The following is a 3,201-nucleotide window of genomic DNA, read 5'->3' as shown; positions in this document are numbered from 1 at the left end:
CTTTTTTGACGTTGCTTTCCATTCGTTTATGGCTCAAATAGGTTTGCGTACAGGCCCTAGTTCATAAAGCCCTCTAGCATATCGGTTAATTAGACTCTCATGCTGTCGCCAATGAGAGATTTTTTCAATCAACGTTGTCATTTGTTGATAATCGTATTTGGAACCTCTGTTCATATAAGCTTGGGACAATTTCATGGCAGCTTCTGAAAATAATTCCCCTGATAAGCTATCAATACAAGCCTCCCAATGCATGATGGCATTTTCCCAATCATGAAGAAGCGTAGCATAATAAGCTTTTAATGCATGAATTCCATTTTCAACGTATTGCTTATCTTCAAACTTTTTAATAAGGGCCTCGATTCTTGTATTGTTTAATGTCAAGGACAAGCTCTCGATATAGACAAAATAAAATTTTAGAGAGGATAAACTTTCCTTATCCAAATCTAAATGTGTGAAATTATCTTCAAGTAACTGTTTAGCAAGTAGAGGTTCACCAGAATCTGCGTAGACGCTTGCTAAGGTGATAATATCATTGATATTGGAGTCGTTCGAAATTACTCGTTCTTGAAGTAATTGAATAGCTTTATTCCAGTCCGCGTCACATAAACAACAATAGAGAAAATTGTTGTAGTAAAATTCTTTATTTTCTTTTTTGTGATAATATAACCATTCAAAAGTGAGTTTTGCTTCTGTAAATCGTTTGTTTCTAAAAGCTATAGCAGCTTTCATTTCGTTAAGTCGTTCTTCTATTCTGTCATTTTGCGTTCTGGTATTTTCTAATTGTTTAATAATTGGCATTATTGTGTGATACAGTTCTTCTGTAGGTACAACATTACCTATCGAGATTTGATATTCTAGGTTTAGGGTCATAATCTCTATTTTAATTAATAACCAAGTCAAACTTATTGGATCTGTCTCTAACATTGTTTGAGTCAGTGATAGCGCTGGTTCAAACTGTTTATTGTTTATTAATATATAGGCATGTAATTCTTTTAGATCGAAAGCTGGATATTTATCTAATAGTTCTAGTGCGAGATTATATTTACCTTGTTTCATATATATATTAATTAATTTCTCTACATTGCTTTGTGAATAACCTTCTTTTTCAATTGCTAAATTCGCGTATCTTAATGCGTCTTCATAATGTTCTTGAAAAAGACTAATCAGTGAAAGCATTCGGTATTTTCTTGGCTCATTTACACAGTTAGCAGTTGCTATTTGCAGGTAGGGAATGGATTCTCTTTCTTGACCATTGATTATATAACAAGAACCAATGACAGCATTTAATTCCATTATATCGTTAGTAGTCAATAACTTCTTTCCATTAAGTCTTTCGTGTGCTCTTTCACGTGCAGTTTTCACTTCACCAGATTTTATGAGTTCATTAAGGTCATCATAAGAAACGGGTTCGAAAAAATGATTTAAAAGTGTTTTATGTTCATCAAGTTTATCTAAGACTTGATTTTGAGAAGATTTGATTATGCTCAGGTCTTGTTTTATATCAACTTTAAAAGAATTAATTTTAGATAATATTTGCAAAAACTCAGGTTTCCATTTTGTTTCTTGAAATTCATGGATTTTATTTAAAATAGTTAGAAAAAATGCTTTTTGCATGTCTTCGTATCTCGGATACTTTTCTATATATGGAAGCAAGTTTAATTTTTCTTCTTCAAAGCTTTCTAATGTTACGCCTTCTATAATCCACCGAAAAACTTCATTATGATTGACTGTATCCTCTAATAAATCATTCATTAATTCATCTGGCAAATCAAATAATGATTTTGCATCAGCAATTGCAGCCTTAAACATCATCTTGACCTCGACAGCATAATTGTCTTTTATCCATTTTGCTTGTATATCCCGATAAACTTTACTATTTTTTATTCGAGGCAAAGCGTAGGTGGAAAATTTCGCCGCCAAGCGTGCAAGGAGAACTGGCTCCATAATAAGCCTCCTCAATATATTTATAAAGCGGATTAATGAGACAAGTGTATCACTTCTAAAGTGAATAATGCCAGATTATAAGTCATCGAACATGAAGAGAATACACTTTTGTTTCGGCGGAGGCCGTACACTAATTTCAATCTCAGCGATGTCATCCAACTGCTTAGCAGAGCAATTAATTTGTTTTTCTTAACTTCTATCCTCAATGTGCAGAAGAATTTGCGCACCTGGAAATGATTGCTACAATGATATATAAATTGACAAAAGATGCATCGATCAGTGAACTCGAAGCTGCCGGGCTTGGCCCGAACTATGCACAGCGTGACCACGCGCTGTTCTACCAGAATTCAGCAGGGGTCCCCTGGACAGCTGCGTATATCCAGGCCAAAGGTGATCCGCTGGCTGACCTCTACGAGGACATTGCCGCCGAAGAAAAGGCCCGGGCTACATACCAGTGGCTGATCGATATGACGGATGACGTGGAACTGCAGGACAGCCTCAAGTTCCTGCGGGAGCGAGAGATTGTGCATGCTTTGCGGTTTAAGGAATCGGTGCAGATTATTATTGATGACAAAAATCAAAAGAAGATATTTTGATAAGTGTAAGGGATGGTAACGAACTGAGCAGATAACATTAACAGGGCTTGGACATTTGGTTAGAGAGGTAAGAAGCCATATTGCATAAACGCGATGTGGCTTCTATCGTCAGAAATGGCTGAGGGCAATCCATTACGATTCTTAATACTAGTGTTCGCTGCTTCCCAAAGTTCAGGCGAGATTATATTATCCTCGTAAATCACTTCGTCTTTACCAATCACACGCCGCCAGTGTCTTTTTCCACCTTGTATGGGATAACTTTTGTTCTTCCCACCCTCGAAAACAACTTCAATCTCTGGTTCATGTGGCATTATTTCATTCCTCCAATTGTGGAACAATAGATTACAGTGCAATTATAATGATACTGCGATATTATTGTTCAGAAAATAAAGTATTAGACTAAAAAATAAAGTGTTAGACTCGGAAAATAAAGTTGTAGACTGAGAAAACAAAGTATTAGACTAGCGCGGACGCTTCATTAAGCTCCCTCGAAATGATTTAGTTTTCTCACGCAGGCTCATGAATTCGCAGGATTTCACCTTTAGTTAAGTGTGAGATAAGAAGGAAACAGAGGAGGAGGTCGCTTGGAACAACTGTAAGAGCATGCAAGAATAAAGGTGAGCGTACATCACCCAATTTGTTCCATATCCTGCACGTCTCC

Annotated in this window: 2 protein-coding genes and 1 pseudogene; 1 reads left to right on the top strand and 2 read right to left on the bottom strand. The window is 36.4% G+C overall.

Features of this window, described 5'->3' with window-relative positions:
- Positions 1-33 precede the first annotated feature (33 nt).
- Complete coding sequence (locus IEY53_RS34670) at positions 34-1,944, bottom strand: tetratricopeptide repeat protein (RefSeq protein ID WP_189032889.1); 1,911 nt, start codon at positions 1,942-1,944, stop codon at positions 34-36.
- A 212-nt stretch (positions 1,945-2,156) separates the two neighbouring features.
- Between IEY53_RS34670 and IEY53_RS34665 the strand changes: the two are divergent.
- Positions 2,157-2,540, top strand: a pseudogene (locus IEY53_RS34665) (manganese catalase family protein); the annotation flags it as partial.
- A gap of 59 nt (positions 2,541-2,599) precedes the next feature.
- Here the strand turns inward: IEY53_RS34665 and IEY53_RS34660 are convergent.
- Positions 2,600-2,851 (bottom strand): hypothetical protein, encoded by a 252-nt coding sequence (locus IEY53_RS34660; RefSeq protein WP_189032887.1) that lies wholly within the window; start codon positions 2,849-2,851, stop codon positions 2,600-2,602.
- Positions 2,852-3,201: the final 350 nt, after the last annotated feature.

The sequence above is a fragment of the Paenibacillus albidus genome (assembly GCF_014644435.1).
In the GTDB taxonomy this organism is placed as follows: Bacteria; Bacillota; Bacilli; order Paenibacillales; family Paenibacillaceae; genus Paenibacillus_AQ; species Paenibacillus_AQ albidus.
This window is presented reverse-complemented; position numbering and strand designations above follow the sequence as displayed.